Annotated in this window: 18 protein-coding genes and 1 pseudogene; 8 read left to right on the top strand and 11 right to left on the bottom strand. The window is 40.9% G+C overall.

The window, feature by feature from the left end; all coding sequences use genetic code 11:
• The 3 genes from JL57_RS28160 to JL57_RS28170 form a co-directional block, all read right to left on the bottom strand.
• On the bottom strand, positions 1 to 272 hold a 272-nt coding region (locus tag JL57_RS28160; RefSeq protein ID WP_034140833.1), incomplete at its 3' end, for a hypothetical protein.
• 262 nt (positions 273 to 534) lie between these two features.
• On the bottom strand, positions 535 to 1596 hold the full coding sequence (locus JL57_RS28165; protein WP_034140832.1) for a hypothetical protein: 1062 nt from the start codon (positions 1594 to 1596) through the stop codon (positions 535 to 537).
• Positions 1593 to 1961 (bottom strand): hypothetical protein, encoded by a 369-nt coding sequence (locus JL57_RS28170; protein WP_291299690.1) that lies wholly within the window; start codon positions 1959 to 1961, stop codon positions 1593 to 1595. Before JL57_RS28170 ends, JL57_RS28165 begins: the two co-directional genes overlap by 4 nt.
• A gap of 578 nt (positions 1962 to 2539) precedes the next feature.
• Here JL57_RS28170 and JL57_RS35820 point away from each other — a divergent pair.
• Together JL57_RS35820 and JL57_RS28175 are read left to right on the top strand one after the other, a co-directional pair.
• A pseudogene (locus JL57_RS35820) lies at positions 2540 to 2785 on the top strand (ATP-binding protein); the annotation flags it as partial.
• Between the two features lie 504 nt (positions 2786 to 3289).
• Positions 3290 to 4360: a Fic family protein gene (locus tag JL57_RS28175; RefSeq protein ID WP_034140830.1), complete on the top strand. Its 1071-nt coding sequence runs from the start codon at positions 3290 to 3292 to the stop codon at positions 4358 to 4360.
• 218 nt (positions 4361 to 4578) lie between these two features.
• On the opposite strand, the gene JL57_RS35825 is transcribed toward JL57_RS28175, so the two are convergent.
• Positions 4579 to 4752, bottom strand: a complete 174-nt coding sequence (locus JL57_RS35825; protein ID WP_291299689.1) for a hypothetical protein — start codon at positions 4750 to 4752, stop codon at positions 4579 to 4581.
• A 109-nt stretch (positions 4753 to 4861) separates the two neighbouring features.
• Here JL57_RS35825 and JL57_RS28180 point away from each other — a divergent pair, with 109 nt between their 5' ends.
• The 4 genes from JL57_RS28180 (at position 4862) to JL57_RS35835 (ending at position 6566) form a co-directional block, all read left to right on the top strand.
• Positions 4862 to 5074 (top strand): helix-turn-helix domain-containing protein, encoded by a 213-nt coding sequence (locus tag JL57_RS28180; RefSeq protein WP_034145210.1) that lies wholly within the window; start codon positions 4862 to 4864, stop codon positions 5072 to 5074.
• Positions 5075 to 5559: 485 nt separating this feature from the next.
• The gene (locus JL57_RS35830; RefSeq protein WP_291300688.1) at positions 5560 to 5721 is read left to right on the top strand and encodes a hypothetical protein; all 162 of its coding nucleotides are present in this window, start codon (positions 5560 to 5562) and stop codon (positions 5719 to 5721) included.
• Between the two features lie 8 nt (positions 5722 to 5729).
• Positions 5730 to 6110 carry a hypothetical protein gene (locus tag JL57_RS28185; RefSeq protein WP_291300689.1) on the top strand — a complete coding sequence of 127 codons (381 nt, stop codon included), beginning with the start codon at positions 5730 to 5732 and terminating at the stop codon, positions 6108 to 6110.
• Between the two features lie 243 nt (positions 6111 to 6353).
• Positions 6354 to 6566, top strand: a complete 213-nt coding sequence (locus JL57_RS35835) for a helix-turn-helix domain-containing protein (RefSeq protein ID WP_291300690.1) — start codon at positions 6354 to 6356, stop codon at positions 6564 to 6566.
• Between the two features lie 91 nt (positions 6567 to 6657).
• Here JL57_RS35835 and JL57_RS28190 read toward each other — a convergent pair whose 3' ends face one another.
• From JL57_RS28190 to JL57_RS28215, 6 genes are all read right to left on the bottom strand, one after another.
• Complete coding sequence (locus JL57_RS28190) at positions 6658 to 7074, bottom strand: hypothetical protein (protein ID WP_034145212.1); 417 nt, start codon at positions 7072 to 7074, stop codon at positions 6658 to 6660.
• 198 nt (positions 7075 to 7272) lie between these two features.
• Positions 7273 to 8379: a DNA-processing protein DprA gene (gene dprA, locus JL57_RS28195; RefSeq protein ID WP_034145213.1), complete on the bottom strand. Its 1107-nt coding sequence runs from the start codon at positions 8377 to 8379 to the stop codon at positions 7273 to 7275.
• Positions 8380 to 8401: 22 nt separating this feature from the next.
• Complete coding sequence (locus JL57_RS28200) at positions 8402 to 9946, bottom strand: YifB family Mg chelatase-like AAA ATPase (RefSeq protein WP_034145214.1); 1545 nt, start codon at positions 9944 to 9946, stop codon at positions 8402 to 8404.
• Positions 9947 to 10255: 309 nt separating this feature from the next.
• Positions 10256 to 10822, bottom strand: coding sequence for a transposase (locus JL57_RS28205; protein ID WP_034145217.1), 567 nt, complete (start codon positions 10820 to 10822; stop codon positions 10256 to 10258).
• A gap of 198 nt (positions 10823 to 11020) precedes the next feature.
• Positions 11021 to 11281, bottom strand: coding sequence for a DUF2442 domain-containing protein (locus JL57_RS28210; protein WP_291300691.1), 261 nt, complete (start codon positions 11279 to 11281; stop codon positions 11021 to 11023).
• The gene (locus JL57_RS28215) at positions 11274 to 11507 is read right to left on the bottom strand and encodes a DUF4160 domain-containing protein (protein ID WP_034145215.1); all 234 of its coding nucleotides are present in this window, start codon (positions 11505 to 11507) and stop codon (positions 11274 to 11276) included. The genes JL57_RS28210 and JL57_RS28215 overlap by 8 nt, the downstream gene beginning before the upstream one ends.
• Positions 11508 to 12341: 834 nt before the next feature.
• On the opposite strand from JL57_RS28215, the gene JL57_RS28220 reads away from it, so the two are divergent.
• Together JL57_RS28220 and JL57_RS28225 are read left to right on the top strand one after the other, a co-directional pair.
• Positions 12342 to 12623 carry a hypothetical protein gene (locus tag JL57_RS28220; RefSeq protein WP_291300692.1) on the top strand — a complete coding sequence of 94 codons (282 nt, stop codon included), beginning with the start codon at positions 12342 to 12344 and terminating at the stop codon, positions 12621 to 12623.
• Complete coding sequence (locus JL57_RS28225; RefSeq protein ID WP_034145216.1) at positions 12610 to 13032, top strand: putative toxin-antitoxin system toxin component, PIN family; 423 nt, start codon at positions 12610 to 12612, stop codon at positions 13030 to 13032. The genes JL57_RS28220 and JL57_RS28225 overlap by 14 nt, the downstream gene beginning before the upstream one ends.
• A gap of 171 nt (positions 13033 to 13203) precedes the next feature.
• Here JL57_RS28225 and JL57_RS28230 read toward each other — a convergent pair.
• Positions 13204 to 13702 (bottom strand): Rpn family recombination-promoting nuclease/putative transposase (locus JL57_RS28230; protein WP_034145220.1); only part of this gene is annotated, 499 nt, incomplete at its 5' end.

Genomic DNA, 13702 nt, shown 5'->3' on the forward strand with positions numbered 1-13702 from the left:
AGGAAATTGCGATAGTCCTGATGTTTGGGTTTAGCCAACTCTGTGCACATTTGCCGAAATGAGACAAATTCAGGACGAGTGAAGTACAAAACATGCATGCGAAATAAGATGACGGCATCCCAAGGCTTACGTCCCCGAGGATCAAGGATGGGCCGTGGGAACAGAAAGCGGATATATTCATCTTTAATGAAAGAAAGATAATCAATGAGATCCGCATCAAAACCAAGTGTGCTATAATATAGGGGTGAGAACATGTCTATCTGTATATGCAAGGTTTACACCTCTTCCTGTGTGATAATTTTGGTTTTGTCACCTTAATTTTACCACACCATGGATAGGGGTGTAATTATTTTTAAAGAACTTATGTTTGGTGCTGTTCAGCTTTTTGTAACAGACACTATAAAGCTGGTCAACCCGTATATTCGTATTTGAGTAAGAGCCGAGTACCTTTTCACAAGCTAAACAATAAGTTGATAAGTTGGTGTCAGGCACCGGGTTCCCGAAAGAAGCTATGTCCTAAGCTATGTCCTTATCTCACGTTACAAATACAAATAATTCCCCCGCTAATGCCTCTGCAATAGCCTTTACAGGCACTTCTTTATCTTTTCCATCATGATCTTTGCTTTTATAGAATAAATAAAAAAAACTGTCTCTCGTTTTTTCAGAAGTTAAAATCGTCGATACTTCTTTGATAGATGGAATTAACTTCAGAGATGGAAAAACGATTAGGATTTTTTCCAAATCTTGTTTCAAAAATCCACTTTTAAATTTATTTGCACTAATAATCACAAAGTCGAAAAGAATATCATTTTCGGAGGCAATCCTGCTCAGGCAATCAACCCATTTTTTGATTTTTTTCATCCCGTCCATTAAATTTTTATAATCTTTATCTGGAATAGTACTCTTTTTTTCGATAATTTTTCTTTCTTCTCTTTCAATATGTTCAAGGACTTTTTCGTTGATGACAGGTATGGAGAAATAATCAATTAGATACTTCTCAATCTCTTTAAAAGTAATTTCAAATTCATCCAGTTTATTTTTTCCCAATTCATTATCAAAAAGGGCCCTATATTCAGCTTCTGACTTCCAAAGAGGATGTCGCCTGGAGCCTCTGAAAAAATACTCATCCATCAAGTCATCAGAATAAACATTCTTCATTATGTACAGTACATCTTCATCAGCCAATAATGAAATCTTTCCCTTATTGCCAAAATCTTCTCCATTCCGGGTCAAAGAGTCAAGACTAAAAAACCTTGAACCACTTTCAGACAAAGCAAAATATTTATCTATGCTTCGCATCGCATGCTGCAATGCCAATTCAAAAAGCCTTTTAGCATTATCAAGCTCTTCAAGAAACATTTGTTCAAGGGAACCCATCGAATTATGTACGCTGTCAAATACCTTTCTTCCTAAGTGATAGACACCAATAGAATGGATGAATCTATTATGAAATGAAGCCGGATACAAAGGAGCATAACTCGTTTGCCGGATGTTCCTAAGCCTCTGAAAGCAAGCAGTATCAATAATACTTCGAACAATTTCAGAGTCTATTTCAACATATCCATATATCGGATCCTTAAAAAGCTTAAAACTCAAACTGCAACACCTAATTCAGCAAGAGATTTACTATCTGTAAATGCAAGCAGATAGTCCAAAGTCAAAAAGGCTCTAAAACGATTCCGCAAATCTTCAACAGTCTTTTCTTCTCTTAAAACAATAGCATCATTCTTTTGATCGCTATGATCAATTTCAAAAAAATCAGAGTAATTTCTTATTAATTCATTAGTATATTCTTTTGAAAGTAAAAGTGTCGCTTCATCGCCGTTTTCGCGCAAAACGTTAGTTACTGCATTCCCATACTTCAAAAGCGTTTCAAAGTCTACCCTCCGGCAACCGCTCTTTTCCAATAATTCAATCAACGCATTTGCCGCTAAATCTTCAATTCCAATAAATCTGTACACCAATAGCACCTCTCCTCATCACAATATCCGACCCTAAGATATACTATGTTGCTCCATATTGCCCCGTAAAATTCTGAGAAAGGCCACTCTTTTAACTGCAAAAATACGTTTTTAAAGTATTTTTGCTACATTAACATAGTATGCCAAACAGCTTGTTCTATTGTCAATTGTATGTCCTGTATAATTCTTCTATTCTTTAAGGATAAATTCCTGCTGGCAATTTTTTATCATTAAATTTTTTTTATATAACACTGGACAGTAGTTTCATCCTAAGGTTCTCACACCCAAGAAAGGAAACCATCGCTGAAAGGGTTACCTCATTAGTCTAACCGATTCCCTAGCGATTGACCATACTTATGCGAACTGATCACCGAAGGTATGGAAAAGGGCATGGAGAAAGGCAAGCTGAAAGTAGCGAAGAATTTGCTGAGACTTCCAAGCCAAAGTCCAAAAGCTTTTTCGCAACTTCTCCTTTCCTTCCGCTTTTTCTTTATTCCCCGCCGGCCTCTATCCTCGTCAGCTGATCACGTAATTCAGCTTCTCTGGCTTTGTACAGCATTCTTGCCTTTTCATCCTAACAGAAGTCTATTATACTGAACACTAACCTGGAATTTTCACGCTAGGTTAACGTGCTTTATGATGGCCAAATGACGGCTGCCCTGGTCAGCAGGCTGATGCACAACTGCTACCTTCTTCTGTTCCCCGGAGAGAACAACCGGTTAAGGGAATCCAGCATATATAGATTCGTAAACAAAACAAGCAATGATCATGTCGTTAAGGAGGACGCCTCTAGTGTTACTGTTGTAGCTACCACATCTAAATAGAGGTGTCTCTCTCCTTTCTTCAAGGATAACGTCATAGTCATTATTTTCGTCAACTTATAGACAGGTAAGACCGTCAGATTCGGACTTTTTAATCAGCGCCAACAGTATATTCACTATCTATCAGCCTCTGTGAGCGGCAATTTTATGCAGAGGTTTCGATTGCGTATACTTCTCGTACCTACAACATCGAACTCTAGTTTTCACAAGCTAAACAATAAGTTGATAAGTTGGTGTCAGGCACCGAGGTCAGGCACCGAGGTCCATTTTACGACCTAGCACATCCGCACTGTCAGGCACGGGGTTCTTCGAAGAAGAAAATCATGCTTATCGGACAGAGCGGAAAACGAGAAAATAATAAACTATAATTGCTCAAAAGCATCTTATTTGTTATATAAGATGCTTTTTCTGTCTGAACGTAGGTATAAATGTGTATAATTTTGTATACGTTATATTGACATAGGTAAAATATATAAATATAATGCCTATATAAAGGAGGCATGTACTATGAATGAATATAATTCACCTATATTACCACCCGATACAGAACTTGAAACAAAATATGTTTTAAAACAACTTGCAAAAACAAATAGAGCACTTGCGGAGCTTAAAGGTTATGCGGATACCATACCCAACAAGCATATTTTAATAAATGCAATAACCATTAACGAAGCGAAAGACAGTTCCGCAATAGAAAACATCATAACGACTCATGATGAGTTATATAAAGCTATTAGTCAGACCGGATATAAGAACCCCGCGGCAAAGGAAGTCGTAAGCTACCGCACTGCGCTATGGCATGGTTACGAGCAGGTAAAAAAACGAGAAATGCTCACAACAACTATGATTCTGGACATTCAACAACATATTGAAAACAATCGTGCTGGTATTCGCAAATTACCCGGCACAGTTTTAATGAATGAGACAACTTGTGAAACCATTTATACGCCACCGAGTGGCGAGCAGAAACTACTATTGCTTATGGCAAACCTCGAAAAGTATGTTAATGAAGATTTTGACGGCATCGACCCGTTGATCAAACTTGCTGTGATCCATTATCAGTTTGAAAGCATCCATCCTTTTTATGACTGCAACGGCAGGACAGGACGTATTATTAATGTTCTGTATCTCGTGCTAAAGGAATTGTTGGATAGTCCAATTTTGTATTTGAGCCGATACATTATTCGCAATAAGTCAGCATACTATACACTTTTACAGGAAGTAAGGACCAAAGGAAACTGGGAGGCTTGGATTCTATATATCCTTAAGGGTATAGAGGTAACTTCTGAGGAGACTTTGGTTCTGGTTAAAAGAATTAATAGAGAAGTCGATGCTATGACCGCTGAAATAAAAGAAAAGCTCCCCAAAATATATTCGAGGGAGCTTATCGACCTACTATTCTACGAATTTTATACTAAAATACAGTATATTGAAGAAGGTTTAAGCGTGTCGAGACGAACTTCTGTCAATTACCTTACCGCACTTGAAAGAGAAGGCTTTTTAGTCTCGGAAAAACTTGGTAAGGAACGGATCTACCAAAATAAGCGACTCTTTGATTTAGTTAGGTATACAAAATGAATTACTCATGCTTCATCATATTACGACCGATAATAACTCTTACGTTCAGCAAGAGTCATAGTGTCATATACTTCTCGCACCTACAACATCGAACCCAGGTTTTCACAAGCTAAACAATAAGTTGATAAGTTGGTGTCAGGCACCGGCTTCCTTAACACCTATGTACTGCAAGGGTTCGAGGCACTTCTCGTGCCTACGGACTGTCGAAGCCGAGGCAGTTATTCTTTCTGATTTTGGTGGTCTGAATCCTTGTCCGACTTGATCAAAACAAATTCCCTATCCTGACTATGTATGCACATTTCTTCCGTCTGACGCTGTACCTGCTGAATTTCCTCAATGATATCCGACATTTTGTTGAACAGTATGCTATACATCTCTTTATAATCTACCACTGTTCATCACCCCACAATAATAGTTTAAACACAAACATTTTATACGTTTTTCGTATAAAATTTAATATGCAATTATTGCATACGATAGAATAACGTTGGGGTGAATATAATGTACCAACGATTACGGGATTTAAGAGAGGACAGAGATTTAACACAACAAGATATTGCAACCTTGCTTAAGGTAAGCCAAGCAACCTATTCAAGATACGAAAGCGGGGCCCTTGATATTCCAAGTTCTTCTCTAATGAAACTTGCCCAATTTTATAAAACCAGTATCGACTATCTGTTGGGACTGACCAATAACAAAAGGCCCTATTACTAAGTGGAGTGAAGAGTCTATAAAGTGCGTTCAAAAATAATCACAAATAGTGTGACGAACGACGTTGATCGAAGTCAATATATTAAGAGTAGGACAAACACTCTCGGAGCAAACATTTATTTAATAAGCAGTCGGCAGATGTCGATTGCTTTTGTTTCGAGATTGTGAGTCTTAATTATTTTTAGAAAGGATATAAGGGACAGTAAACACTCAGGACCCATTTTAATAAAAAATAGGCCACCACTTGCTGCTTGCACTTTACTCATGCCAGGGTCGCCTTTAATTTTTAACCATTGCGACCGATAACGCACATTACGAAAAGAAAGAGCATTTCCAACCCCTTGAATGAGTTCGACAAAATCCGGGAAGTACCAGTCCCCTTGGGGTCCCCTTGGGGGTCTCTAAAAGTGAGGTCATTTTTGAACAACTATGGGCAAAACGAGAAGGTTTGCCTCCAATTGATGAGGACGATTTAGGGGACTTGTGATATGGATCGAGTGTTATTTGATACAACCGTTCTCTGTAGTGCGATCCTTACCCGCGGTATAAACTATAAACTCCTGGAACTGGCCCAGATTCCCACATTATTTGAACCAGTAATTACTGAAGTAGTAGTATGTGAATTCATAGCAATTGCCGAAGGGGCATGAGAGAGACTATGTACTCCGAGAAGGAAATTGATCTGTTCTTTGAGGGATTTGCCCCACTCTTAAACTTTGAAAACATCGAGCGTATTCAGGTAGGTCGGCAACTCTGGATAGACGTTACAAAATCAAACCAACCAATAGGACATTTCCTTTATAACCTATTCATGTTACGAACTGGTCAAAGAAAAGAGGAACTGCTGATCACCCTTGACAACGAAGGTAAAAAACTGAAGGATATTGACCCCTGCGACATCCATGTGATGTTTGGAGCACTGGAACACGAATGTAACATACTGTTAACAGCTAATGTAGATGACTTTCCCAAGATGTTCGGCAACGTTGAAGTGGTACGCCCTAGTGCTTTCTATGAATACCTTACCAACAAACTCTAACCCCTAATTGAAGTCAATTAACCATATGTAGATGAGAATAGTTTAATATTATAATGAATTAAGCCCTTTACTTTTATTACAATTACGCAGTAACGATGTTTGCTTAATTTGGAACATCAAAAATCATGACCATTGCGGCCTATAATGACCGTTACGTTAAGAAGGAGTTATTGCCAACCATCTGAAGGGGGTCGACAAATTGCGGGAAGCACCAGTCCCCGAGGGAGGAAAAGATGACCCTCGATGACGAACGTCGAAGGCCTTTTCCGACCCGAGCAGTCCCCGACCGAGCGCGCAGCTTATCTCAATTGCAGCCAAAGGATATACAGCAATTACGAACGAGGTGAGGTGGATTTACCAACCGGAATTTTAATCAAACTGGCAGAATTACATAATACAAGTACAGATTATCTCTTGAACAGAACAAACAGGAAAAAACCATGTCCTAAAGTCTGAATCTGAATGGAAGTATGGAAAAGAAAGGGGCCAGGAACCTGCGCGAACGGTGAGCAAAGTGAACCGTTCCGCCGAGTAGTAGTGTGTCATTTTAAGGGGAGCATACTAACGTCCACGACACAATTCTAATTCTATAACTGGAAATATAACTTTGAAAAAATGGGATAGATGATTTTGATTGCTTTCTTGGAGTTAGTAAGGCAATTTCCATTCTTTTTTTATTGCCTGTTAATTGAGGTAGCGAAGTATTGGAAGGTTTCGCTTCTATTTCTAGAGTATGGTACGCTGTGTTTATCAACTGCACCAACAATATTGACATGCTACAATATTTAGCGCTAACAATAATCTGATAATTCAGATCATTGTTAGCGTCAGCCACCGGTCTCCTTCCTTTTTCGGGATCCCAAGAAGGATGTGCGCCTGGGTGTAGGTCAAATTTGTCACCAGTGACGAATTTGGATTGCAGTTCTACCACACCGAAATATTCAGCCTTTTCTGACCCGAGCACCTGTCCCCACCTTTTCACAAACTAAACAATAAGTTCACACGAAAATGGTTTTTGGTAACAAGGTATTTAAAAACAGGCACCTGTCTATTTCACAAGAGTGCCTGTTTATTTAGTGCGTCACTCCATTTTCATTCCCCATTGTGCCGCCAGTCATGATGGTTGATAAGTTGGTGTCAGGCACCAGGCACCCTTACTTCTTTATCTGACTCCTTGCACCTTCTGTCCAGAGACGACAACTTTTCCTTCAAGCTCCATCTGACAAAGCAGTTCAAGCAAGCCACTCAAGTCTCCATTACATATACTAAGAAGGTTCTGGACAGCCTGGGGCTGATCAAGCATATCAAGAATCGCCTGTTCTTGGGGATTAGTCGTACAATCCAACTTCTCCTGTTTTTTCATTGCCCGAGGTGGGCTTAATTGATCATTAGCCGAAGAACACTTTACTTCAATTTCATTATTGTCTATCAATTGCCGCGGCTCCAGATAAACCTCTGCTCCGTTCAATAGCAAACGATTCGTTCCTACACTTTCCGGACTATAAATACTATTTGGAACAGCCAAAACCTTGCGGTTATATTCCAGCGCGTACTTTGCCGTAATCAACGCTCCACTCCGTTCAGTGGCCTCGACGACCAAAAGCTTATCTACCCAGGCAGCCAAAAGCTTATTCCGGTTCGGGAAATATTCCTGACGCGGACGCGTACCCGGAGGATAAGAAGAAATGACGGCCCCATTCTCAATAATTTCCTCCATTAGCGTTTGATGTTCCGGAGGGTAGCAGATATCCACCCCATTCGCCACGAAGGTTAAGGTATATCCCCCTGCCTTGAGGCAAGCTGTATGGGCATAACTATCTATACCCTTCGCCATCCCACTGACCACTGTAACCCCTGCCATACCTAGGAAAGCTGCTGCTTCAGCAACCACTTCCTTTCCATAGGAGGTGCAGCGCCGACTTCCGACAATTCCAATACATGACGTCGGTAAACGTAAATTCCCGCGATAGTAAAGCACTGCGGGTAGGCTTGAAAACCTATTTATATAGTAAGGAAAATATGGATTATCATAGGTTAAAAGATGAATTTCGTACCTTCGCATGAGCTCTTGTACCCTTTTAGCAGTATCTAAAGAGCGCTGACTTAATAACGTCTCAATGAGGCCCGACCTAAGGCCCTGAATACTCAACAGTTTCTCGTGCGTGGCCTGATAGACTGCCCTCGGCGAACCCAATCCGTTCACAAGCTTTCTTGAAGTTGCTGGGCCTATTCCTTTAAGATGACTTAGCCAAAGCCAATAAATCTCCACAGCAACCTCCCAAATAACTCATTTAAACCACGAGCATGCCACTTCGTTCCTTATCCAGGTCCCGACTCATCAGAGCAGCACTCACATCCTTTTTACGAATAACCTCTGACTCCTCGAGATCAGCGAACGTTCTCGCAATCTTAAGAAACTTATTATACGTCCTTGCACTGTAATGAAACTTTTCGAAGGCAAGACTTAAAAGCTTGGTACTGTCCGAATCGAGCTGACAAAATTCTTTGATCATCGCCTCACTCATCTGCGCATTCGAGTTAACATTAGTGACCCCAACAAACCGCTTTTGTTGAATACGCCTTGCCCTCTGAACTCGTTCTCGAAGTTCAGCCGAGCTTCGCCCTTTCTCCTGGGCAGATAGATTGAAGAAATCCACCGGTTGAACATACTTATGGACCTCAATCCGATCCAAGATCGGGCCAGAAAGTTTCTGCCGATACTTCAGAACCTCATAATCTGTGCATCGACACCGTAATTGCCCATGATGCCCACAAGGACACGGATTCATAGCAGCAACGAGCATAAAATTAGCTGGAAATGTCCCAGTGCTATTAACCCGTGAAACGGTAACGACCTTATCTTCCATGGGTTGTCGAAGAGCATCTAAACTCTTCTTGTCAAACTCCGCGATCTCATCGAGAAAAAGGATTCCATTATGAGCCAAAGAAATTTCTCCAGGAACCACAGGGCTTCCACCACCCACGAGTGAATTCATCGAAGCATTATGATGAGGTGACCGAAAGGGACGTTCTGTAATCAAACTTCCCCGTTCACGCAAATGTCCTGTAACACTATAGATTCTCGTGATCTCAAGAGCTTCTTCCTCACTAAGTTCGGGCATAATGGTTGAAATCCGTTTCGCAATCATAGATTTCCCACAGCCTGGTGAACCAATCATGAGGATATTGTGCCCACCAGCCACGGCCGAAACAATATACTCGATCAGGACATCTTGCCCACGAACATCAGCAAAGTCAAGGCCCTCATGGGGATCGAATAATCGTTCTACTTCTTCAAAAAGCGGCGGAAAATACTCCTGTTTCCCTTGTAAGTAATCAGCGACTTCAACTAGAGATTTAAACGCATAGATGTCCAAACCTTTAACAAGGCTCGCCTCACGATAGTTCTCAATCGGGACAAAAAGGTGCCTCATACCGTTTTCTCTAGCCGCTATCACCATCGGGAGTACTCCACTGACGGGACGCAGCTCTGCATTGAGGGATAATTCACCGATAAAGGCGGAATCTGAGAGCATTTCTGGATCGACCAGGATCTGTCCCGACTCCTGCAAAAGACTTACTGCCATCGCCAAATCAAAATGAGAGCCACTCTTCTTGACTCCGCTCGGGGCTAAGTTGATTACTACTTTGAGCTTGGGAAACTCAAAACGTCCATAGGTCAAGGACGCCTCTAAGCGGTGGGCCGCCTCTTTGACGGCAGTATCCCCCATTCCGACAATATTGACTGAGGGCTGTCCATGAAGCGTCACTGTTTCTACTGTCACCAAATAAGCATTTATACCAGATAAAGCAAACGAACGACAAACAGTCGCCATTCTAGTGAACCTCCTCTCTCCTCATCTGGATTATCGTCTACATCCACCTGAATCAAACTTTCCCAAAGCGCTTCAGAAAAAATCCTAACACCTTCTTAAATGTATTCGACCTTATCTACCGTTTTCCTACTGATAAACCACAATTTTCTATAAAATACACTTCTTAACTGAATAAAAGACAACCTCTAAATATAGCGGTTGCCTTTGAAAATTTGTGGAACGCTATATTCTGCTCTCTATTCCAAGACATTCGGTAATGTTGAGGTGGTACGCCCTGGAACTTACTATGAATACCTTACTAAACAAAATCTAACCCCTGAGTGACGTACAGCATCCACTCAATAATTCGCTCTCTACATACAGGCGATAACGTTCAACCCTTGGCTCAGAAAAGTAGCCCAAGGTTTTCTCGGTAGTGACAAGTGAGTCCTGCCGAATACCCATATAAACACGATAACTGCTCCAGGTATAATCGATCGGTAGCTCTGTCATATTAGCCCGTACAGAGTTTAAGTGTATATATCTACTAATTTCCAAGTGATACCGATCAGTTTCAATAAGTTCAGACTTAAAACGATCCTGGAAGAGATGTCCTACAAAGTTATATTTATTATTAAAATACTGAGCGTAAAGCAAGTTTATCCTTTTCATGATTATGCTTATGTTAATGTCCGCAGTCTCCATATGTAAGTGAACATGATTTGTCATAAGGCAATATGAATGCAAGTAAAAGTTATACTCTTTCTTTGTTTCTCTAAGGAGAGTGAGATAGACCTGCCTATCCTCATCGTCTCTATAAATGTCATGCCTATGATTCCCGCGACACATGATATGATAATTAGCCCCCGGATACCAGATACGCGCTTTCCTCGGCAATAACATCTTCCCCTCTCCAGCCTTTTTCCTTATTTTTAGCATACATATAAAGGTTATGCATTCGCTTACTTTAACTACTCAACCGAGCCGAACATGGTCTAAAAGGGATTCGACAATATTCGGGAAGTACCAGTCCCCTTGGGGAGGAAAAGACGACCCCCGAAGACGAACTTCGAAGGCCTTTTCCGACCCAAGCACTTATCTATAATCATCCAAAAAGGTTTCAATCGGAATATCTTCATCTAATTCACTCCAATGAATTCCTCTTGGTGATATTCTGAACTTCTCACGTTGTGAAGGATTGGCGGAACGTAAAATGGGAAACCAATCAAGGGGCGTATAAACTATACGTCCGTCGGAGAGAAAAATAATTATCATGTTTAATTCTATTTTTACTTTTTTTATACTGGTTGGTTCAATCGGACGACTAAAGTGATCTTTTAAAGTAGTACTAAGCATGGAACCCTCTCCATTCTTTTAAAATCAATTGTACATTATCTTCAACGAGCTGTTCAATCTTATGTAACTGTCGAGTACTAAAGCCATGGCTTTCAGCTAACTCTACTGGTTCAAGCCAGAATTTTGCTGTATTATTTCCTTCTTCTACGTGAACATGTGGTTTAGATTCCTCACGTGAATAGAAAAAGAATCTAAATGCTCCCAGACGAAGTACCGTAGGACTCATAACTTCCTCTCCTTAACTTCTTTTATCACCTTGGTATATTATACCATGTCGCAAATGCCCCTTCAATTAAATAAATCCCATAGCACCAATCCCGCGCAAAATATCAAATTTTATCGGAGATGGATGTAACACAAATAACCATGAATCCCTGGAATGCCTGATATTGATATGCTCCCCATTTCAGTCACAGATAATATCAATTAACCTGTCTACCTTAAGGGGAGCATTCACTTCTCGCGCCTACAGACTGTCGAACCCGAGTTTTCACAAGCTTAATAAGTTGATAAGTTGGTGTCAGGCACCGGCTTCCTGAGGGCTGACCGGACGGGAGGCCGTCCCTCGAGCAAATTGTTTTGGGGTCAGACCCCGGGGGAGCGACCGGAGGAAGCTCCCTCGAGCACTTATTTTGTCAAGCTCCTCGGATGTTGTTACCCTATCAGTAATATCTTTGGGATACTAGCATATTATTTCGCTATCTTCTAAATCAATCTAAAGCAGTTCGAGGAGCACCTGATACGCTTTGAGCTTCTGCAACGCTCAGTTTTTCGTAAGAATAAAAGCTGGCCTTAAATTTAGATCCGAGTCCTATAATGAGAGTTACGTGAAGTGGCCCTCTTTTCAGGTCATGTTCATGGTCCTAATACAGGGGAAATTCAAGGTTGGGGCCAATTGACGTTTAGCCTACAGACTGTCGAACCAGAGTTCTCGGCTCCTGAGCACTCAACGATATAATCTCAATTCTCTAAGGCACCGGACCCCTATATGTAAGGATAGCTTGATGACATTGGGTACGACCCTGGCACACTGGCACAATTCCGACGGGACGGAGGAATTGTGGTTGAGCAGATATTAGCCAAATTGTGGTATACTATTAATAAGATAGTGAAAGGTGGCGCTGACGGTGGTAAGTATATCCAGAAGGTTATGGAACTCATCGAAACATTAACCCCAGATGAAAAAAAGTTAATATATAAGAAGATGAACGATGAGATTAACGGCAAGCTGCTTAACTTCCTTGATGTAATAAATGAGCGGGCAGAGAGAATGCCTATCTCAGTGGACGATATCACTAAAGAAGTTGAGGAAATCAGGAATACTAACTATGGAAAAATATAAGGTTGTAGTTGACACAAACATCTTTGTGAGTGCATTTCTCGGAAGCAAGAATGCCAAGCTAATTGTTAGGGATATATTCTTAGAGCAGCATCAAATCGTAATGTCGCATGAACAACTTCATGAAATAAAGGCAGTCCTCCTCCGCCCCAAATTCAGTAAGTACATTCACCCTAATGAACTTGACGAGTTCCTTAGTCTTTTAAGTTTGAAAATAATAGTACCTTCTAACTACGGAAAGATAAGTGACTGTCGTGATCCAAAAGACAACATGATACTTGAAGCTACAGTATATGGCAACGCAAATTTTATTATATCCGGTGATGAAGACTTACTAACTTTAAACCCATATCGCTGGATAAAAATATTAAGCCCAATTGCATTTATCAAACATTTTTATGATATTGAATGAAATGACAATTCAGATGTAACTCAACTACATTGTGTTATATCTGAATTGTCAGAATCGTTTCCCATTGTGCGAGGGTCCGCCCCCGACACAATTCAAGCTAAACAATAAGTTGATAAGTTGGTGTCAGGCACCGAGATCCTTCCCCCCTGTGACCAGTTTCTCGAGCAGAACTTAGTTTGATAGTTCTGCTTTGAGCTTCTGCACGATTTCTAGGGGCAGATCAGTTATCTCAGCAATGTCTTCTAAAGACAATCCCTTTTTCACTGCGTTTCGAGCTGCCTCCAACTTTCCTTCAGCCTTTCCCTCAGCCTTTCCTTCTGCCTTTCCTCTATTCACCGCTGTCTCTATCCTCGTTAGCTGGTCACGAAGCTCGGCTTCTCTGGCATCGTACAGCATTCTTGCCTTTTCATCCTTACTAATGATCTGCAATAAATCATAAGCTTTTTTGATGTCCTTATTCTTTTCTGCTAACATCTCAATCACTCCTTTTGATTTTGCATCTAGAAATTCCATCCATTCAACGATTCGGTCATTCTCATCTCTTGGAATAGACAAATCTGCCAGCTTTACGATCTCCAGGAAATGGACCTCTAAGATATCCGTCAACCTGTATCCGGTTTCGTCCTCTGTCAAATGATAGCTGGAGTACAACTTTTGAAGTGGGGTACAT

The organism is Desulfosporosinus sp. BICA1-9 (assembly GCF_000802135.1).